The sequence below is a fragment of the Actinosynnema sp. genome (assembly GCF_052038725.1).
In genome coordinates this window covers 1-5,892 of sequence record NZ_JBQGCX010000309.1, presented here as the reverse complement: position 1 = coordinate 5,892, position 5,892 = coordinate 1, and the positions used below count along the sequence as shown (strand labels likewise).

Annotated in this window: 4 protein-coding genes; 2 read left to right on the top strand and 2 right to left on the bottom strand. The window is 72.3% G+C overall.

The genetic code is table 11. From position 1 onward, the window contains the following. The first annotated feature begins 88 nt into the window (after positions 1-88). Positions 89-769: a hypothetical protein gene (locus ACTUAL_RS06120; protein ID WP_440899558.1), complete on the top strand. Its 681-nt coding sequence runs from the start codon at positions 89-91 to the stop codon at positions 767-769. A 700-nt stretch (positions 770-1,469) separates the two neighbouring features. After that, positions 1,470-3,281 carry a phosphoenolpyruvate carboxykinase (GTP) gene (locus ACTUAL_RS06115; protein WP_440899557.1) on the top strand — a complete coding sequence of 604 codons (1,812 nt, stop codon included), beginning with the start codon at positions 1,470-1,472 and terminating at the stop codon, positions 3,279-3,281. A 480-nt stretch (positions 3,282-3,761) separates the two neighbouring features. Here ACTUAL_RS06115 and ACTUAL_RS06110 read toward each other — a convergent pair whose 3' ends face one another. Together ACTUAL_RS06110 and ACTUAL_RS06105 are read right to left on the bottom strand one after the other, a co-directional pair. Further along, the gene (locus ACTUAL_RS06110) at positions 3,762-4,592 is read right to left on the bottom strand and encodes a septum formation family protein (RefSeq protein WP_096497452.1); all 831 of its coding nucleotides are present in this window, start codon (positions 4,590-4,592) and stop codon (positions 3,762-3,764) included. Positions 4,593-4,725: 133 nt separating this feature from the next. Continuing rightward, the coding region (locus ACTUAL_RS06105) for a hypothetical protein (RefSeq protein WP_440899556.1) at positions 4,726-5,892 on the bottom strand (1,167 nt) is incomplete at its 5' end.

The window sequence follows — 5,892 nt, the reverse complement described above, 5'->3', positions numbered from 1 at the left end:
CGCCGCTCCCGCCTGCGGCTTCCCGCAGGGAACCGGATCGGCCTACCGTGAGTCCTACGGGTAGGCGAACGGCGGGAAGGTGGCTTCGGTGTACATCGACGAGTCAGCGGGTGCGGCGGACAGCGAGCTCAAGGTCACCGTCGACGACGAGGAGTACACCGTCGAGGTCGGGTACGACCTCGACCACGACGGCGTGGACGAGACCGCGGTCGTGGAGACGGACGACGGCGGGCGCATCGCGTTCTCCGACACCGACGGCGACGGCGACGCGGACCTGATGACCACGTTCGACGACCGGGGCGAGGTCGTGCAGCGGTCCCGGTTCGACGACGCGTCGGGCGAGTGGGTGCGGGTCGGGGAGGACTCGGAGCGGACCAACTCGGCCGAGGGGCGGGACATCACCGTCACCACCGCGAACGGGTCGCAGGACGTCGGGCCCGCGACCGTGGACAGCGACGAGGACGGGCGCGCCGACAGCGTCATGATCGAGGACGCCGAGGGCGACACCTGGCTGTTCACCGACTCGGACGGCGACGGGCAGGCGGACGTGGCCACCGAGATCACCCGCGACGGCGAGGTGACCGTCTCGCAGCGCACCGGGGACGCCGAGTGGACCGAGGTGGAGCACGGCAGGTTCGACTCCACCGGCAAGTACACCGCGGACTCCGGCAGCGACCAGCTGTGGGGCGACGGGGTGGACGACCGCACCGCAGTGTCGGGCGTGGTGCGGATCGACTCGACCACCGGGCAGTGGATCAGCCCCAACTGACGCCGCCGCGGCGCGACCCCGTTCGGGCGCGCGCCACGCGGTGCTGTTCGGTCTCGTTTTGCCATCGTTCGACCTCGGGCTCGAAGGTCGGGCGCGCCTCGGGCCGAAGACAACAACCAGGACCAGCGCTCGTCAGCCGCGCTGGTCCTCTTGTCGTGCGGCGGTCAGCGCGGGGGAGCGGGCGCGCCGCCCCACGAACGGGCGCGGGCTGAAGGCGTCGACGTGGTGGCGCGCGCCCGAAATGTCCGGGTGCCGAAAGCGCCGCTCCCCGTGATCCGCGTCTCCACCCGCGCGCGGGCAGCGCGCCCCGCCGGGGCCCGACCGGCCGGAATCGGCGCTCGCGCCGCAGGTGAACGCGTTCCGCGCGCTTCTTGACCAATTCACCGATCGATCCGCCGGGCAAAGTGAGAGCCCTTCCACAATCGCTCTTGTAACGCGCCCGGAACGCCATCGCATTTGTCCGCTGAACCGTTGCGGATTGATCGGTGATCGGGTGCTGAATCGATTACCTGATCGGTTTTGTGAGGCAACCGACAGGTTGTCGCGGTGTCACCCGGCATTCACCCGGCTAACCTCCGTCCATCCCTTTCAGCGCACGCCCCCACCGGGGCGGGCGCAGCCATTCCCGAGGACGCCGCCGTCCCGCACGGACGTCGTCGTCCGCCCGTGGGGCGGTGCTTCACCGAGGAGACGAGACGAGATGACGGCAGTGACCATTCCCGGTCTCGACCAGGCCCCGACCGACCACCAGGAACTGCTGGCCTGGGTTCGCGAGATCGCCGAGCTGACCTCTCCCGACCGGGTCGTGTGGGCCGACGGAACGCAGCGCGAATGGGCCGAGCTGACCGGGAAACTGGTCGACGCGGGCACTTTCGTCCCGCTGGAGAAGAAGCCGAACTCGTTCTGGGCGGCTTCCGACCCGACGGACGTCGCGCGCGTCGAGGAGCGCACCTTCATCTGCTCGGTCGACCCGGCCGACTCCGGTCCCACCAACAACTGGGTGGACCCGGCCGAGATGAAGGCGACCATGACCGAGCTCTACCGGGGCTCGATGCGCGGCCGGACCATGTACGTCATCCCGTTCTGCATGGGGCCGCTGACGGCGGAGAAGCCCATGCTGGGCGTGGAGATCACCGACTCCGAGTACGTCGTCGTCTCCATGCACATCATGACCCGCATGGGCACGCGCGCCCTGGAGCTGTTCGGCGACGGCGTCCCGTACGTGAAGGCGCTGCACTCGCTCGGCGCGCCGCTGGCCCCCGGCCAGGACGACGTGGCGTGGCCGTGCAACGACACGAAGTACATCACGCACTTCCCCGAGGAGCGGACGATCTGGTCGTTCGGCTCCGGGTACGGGGGCAACGCCCTGCTGGGCAAGAAGTGCTACTCGCTGCGGATCGCCTCGGTGATGGCGCGGGACGAGGGCTGGCTCGCCGAGCACATGCTGATCCTCAAGCTCACCTCGCCCGAGTCGAAGGTCTACTACATCGCGGCGGCGTTCCCGAGCGCCTGCGGCAAGACCAACCTGGCGATGCTCCAGCCGACCATCCCCGGCTGGAAGGTCGAGACGCTCGGCGACGACATCGCGTGGATGCGGTTCGGCGAGGACGGGCGGCTGTACGCGGTGAACCCGGAGAACGGGTTCTTCGGCGTCGCACCGGGCACCGACTACCACACCAACCCCAACGCGATGCGGACCATCGAGAAGGGGAACTCGCTGTTCACGAACGTCGCGCTGACCGACGACGGCGACGTGTGGTGGGAGGGCATGGGCGAGCCGCCCGCGCACCTGACCTCGTGGAAGAGGGCCGACTGGACGCCGGGCTCGGACGAGCCGTCGTCGCACCCGAACTCGCGCTACTGCACGCCGATCGAGCAGTGCGACATCAAGGCGCCGGAGTGGGACGACCCGAACGGCGTGCCGATCTCGGCGATCTTCTTCGGCGGTCGGCGGGCCACGACCGTCCCGCTGATCACCGAGTCGCGGGACTGGCAGCACGGCGTGTTCATGGGCGCCACGCTGTCGAGCGAGACCACGGCGGCGGCGGTCGGCCAGGTGGGCGTGGTGCGGCGGGACCCGATGGCGATGCTGCCGTTCATCGGCTACCACGCGGGCGACTACTTCCAGCACTGGATCGACACCGGCAAGGGCGCGGACGCCGACAAGCTGCCGAAGGTCTTCTACGTCAACTGGTTCCGGCGCGGCGAGGACAAGCGGTTCCTGTGGCCGGGGTTCGGCGAGAACTCGCGGGTGCTCAAGTGGGCGGTCGAGCGGATCGAGGGGCGCGCGGCGGCCCGTGAGACGCCGATCGGGCACGTGCCGACCGCCGAGGCGCTGGACCTGTCGGAGCTGGGCGCTCCGGTGGAGGACGTGGAGGCGTCGCTGGCGTTCGACGCGGACGAGTGGCGGGCCGAGCTGCCGCTGATCGAGGAGTGGTTCGCGAAGATCGGCGACAAGGTGCCGACCGCGCTGCGCGACGAGCTGGAGGCGCTGAGGCAGCGGCTCGGGTAGCGGGGTGGCCGGGCGGGCCGCGGTTCGGCCCGCCACGTGGCCCGGTGGACAACGGCGTCCACCGGGTTCTGCCGTTCCAGGGCCGGTTCGAGGGGTTGAGAAGCCGATCTTCGGGGTATCCGCGCGCCGGGTTCCCGGTTCGTCCGGACGGCTGTGGACAACCGAGTTGTCCCCAGTCTTTCCCCAGTTCTCCACTCTTGCGCCGGCAGTTCTCCACAGCTGTGGACAACTGCACCGGAGGTCATCGCGAGGGTTCTTCGCGCTGCTCAGAGCAGGTTTCTACTTAGCTCGGCGGCTGTGGAAAGTCGGCTTCTTGATCAACTATTCCGCCTGTGGAGACTAGTTCTCCACAGGGTGTGGATGAACCTGTGCACAGGTTGTGGAGATTGTGGACAGCTTGCGCATGAACCTGGGGACGGGGCCCTGTGGACAACTCCGGCGCCCTCCGGCGGCCACCGGGGGAGCGCTCGACCGGGCGCGCTACTCGGGCAGCGGACCCCGGCCGAGGCCCCAGAGCCTGCCGGTGAACGGGCGGGCGGCCTCGGCGTAGCAGACCGCCGTCGTGAAGCCCTCGGACCAGGCCTGGCTGCCGAACGAGCGCCAGGACGCGAAGACGTCCTCGCGGACCGCCCCGACGTAGCCGTTCACCTTCGCCGCGCAGTGCCCCGACGCGGCGGCGTTCACCTGCTCCTGGGACAGCGGCGGGTCCTGCGGACCACCGAGCGCGAGCACCCCCGGCACCGCCTCGGCCAGGTGCGCGGCGTCGCAGGCGACGATCTCCAACGCCTCGTCGCGGGCGGGCGACCCGCTCGTGCACAGCTGCACGGACGCGAACCCGGTGGCCTTGAGCAGCCCGGCCAGCGACCCGGTGCGGCTGGCCTGCTGACCGGTGGGCGAGATCTCGACCGCCGTGCACAGCCGCCAGCGGTCGCCGCGCGCCCAGCCGTCCTCGCTGGGCCAGATCGCCTGGGCCTGGATGCGGGTGGCGTCGTGGTCCGCCGCGCCGAGGTAGCCCGCGAGCGCGGCGCGGCAGGCGGGCAGGGCGACCCGGCGCAGGTCGCGCTCGGTGCGCTGCCCGACCCCGGTGAGGTCGCCGACGGCGGTGACCTCGGCGACGTGCGGCGCCGCGCAGTCGACGGCCTTGAGGTCCTGGTCCACGCACGCGCCCGGCTGCGGCAGCTCGCTCGCGGCGGGCGTGATCGAGGGCCGGGGCGCAGCGGCGCCCGGCGTCCCGCCGACCTGCTCCGCGCACCCGGCGAGGACAACAGCCACCACGGCCAACAACCCGCTCAGCGCCCGACAGCGTCGCACGCGATCACCCTACTGGCACGCCCGGTGACGCTGCGCTGAAGAACCCGGACCGAAGGCGCGGGACCGAAGTGGTGCGGGCCGGAGAACCGGGCCGGGCGCGGGGCCGGGTGGGGCCCCGCGCCCGGCGCGCGGGTCAGACCAGGGCGACCAGGGCGATCACCTGGTCGGTGATGGCCCTGCGCTCGGCCTCGAAGAACTCGTCGGTCAGCGCGTCGTCCCAGGGCTGGCCCAGGACCGGGGTGTGCAGGTGGCCGCCGCGCACGTCGGTCGCGCCCAGGCCGGTGCGCACCCGGTTGGCCCGGTACATGCTCTCGTTCGACAGGTAGTCGCCACCGCCGCCGCTGGCCGCCGTCGCGCCCGGCGTCGGCTCGCCCGTCCCGCACCGCTGCGCGCCCGGCGCGGGGGTCGCGCCCGCCGGGAACTCGCAGAAGCCCCGGTTGAAGAGCACCGGGTAGTCGCCGGTCGGCGTGGTGGTCATCCGCTCGTGCGGCAGGGTCGTCTCGATGAACTCGGTCGACGGCTGCGGCCAGCCCGCCGCGTCCGGGACCACGCCGGGCGCGGTCGCGTTGTTGTTGTCCGGCGACCAGCCGCGCCAGCGCGCCGCCCAGCGCTCCACGTCGAACTGGCCGGGCCTGCCCTGGCTGACCGTGACGAAGGCGTGCGGGCGCTGCCCGCCGGTGACGGTCGAGCCGTAGAAGCGCTCGACGATGCCCTTGTCGAACTCGCCCCAGGTCACCGGGAGCACGGCGACCTCCACCACGACCCGGCCCTGCGGGGTGTCGAGCACCCGCCCGTCGAGCTGGAGCGCCGCCGCGCCGGACGGGTTGCTGCGGGTGATGCCGGAGCCGTCGAGGAAGAACGGGTCGAACCCGGTGAGCGCGATCCGCCGCACCGCCGCGCGGTCCTCGGGGGCGGCGCGGTCCCCAGGGGCGGGCGCGGCCTCGGCCTGCGCGCCCAGCAGGGCCAGCGGGTCGGCGCCGATGGTGCTGCCGAGCTGGTCGAGCGACGTGACCCCGGCGGCGTGGCGACCGGCGGCGTGGGGACCGTCGGCGCTGCCCCGGCCGCCACCGTTGTCGTCCCCGGCCGCGCGCGGGACGGCGGTCGGCGCGGCGTCCGCGCGGAACCGGACGTCGGACAGCCCGCGCGAGGCCCGGTCCAGCCGGTCGACCAGCGCGGACCGCTCGGCGGCGGGCAGGGTCCACCCCGGCTTCCACTGCCGCAGCGCCTTGGTCATCCCCAGCCGCGCCCAGTACAGCGGCCGGTCGTCGTGCGCGTCCCACGACTGCGGTGACCGGGCGCG

Excerpts from the sequence above, each read along its gene's own strand:
- ACTUAL_RS06115 (WP_440899557.1), top strand. The coding sequence starts at position 1,470 with ATGACGGCAGTGACCATTCCCGGTCTCGACCAGGCCCCGACCGACCAC.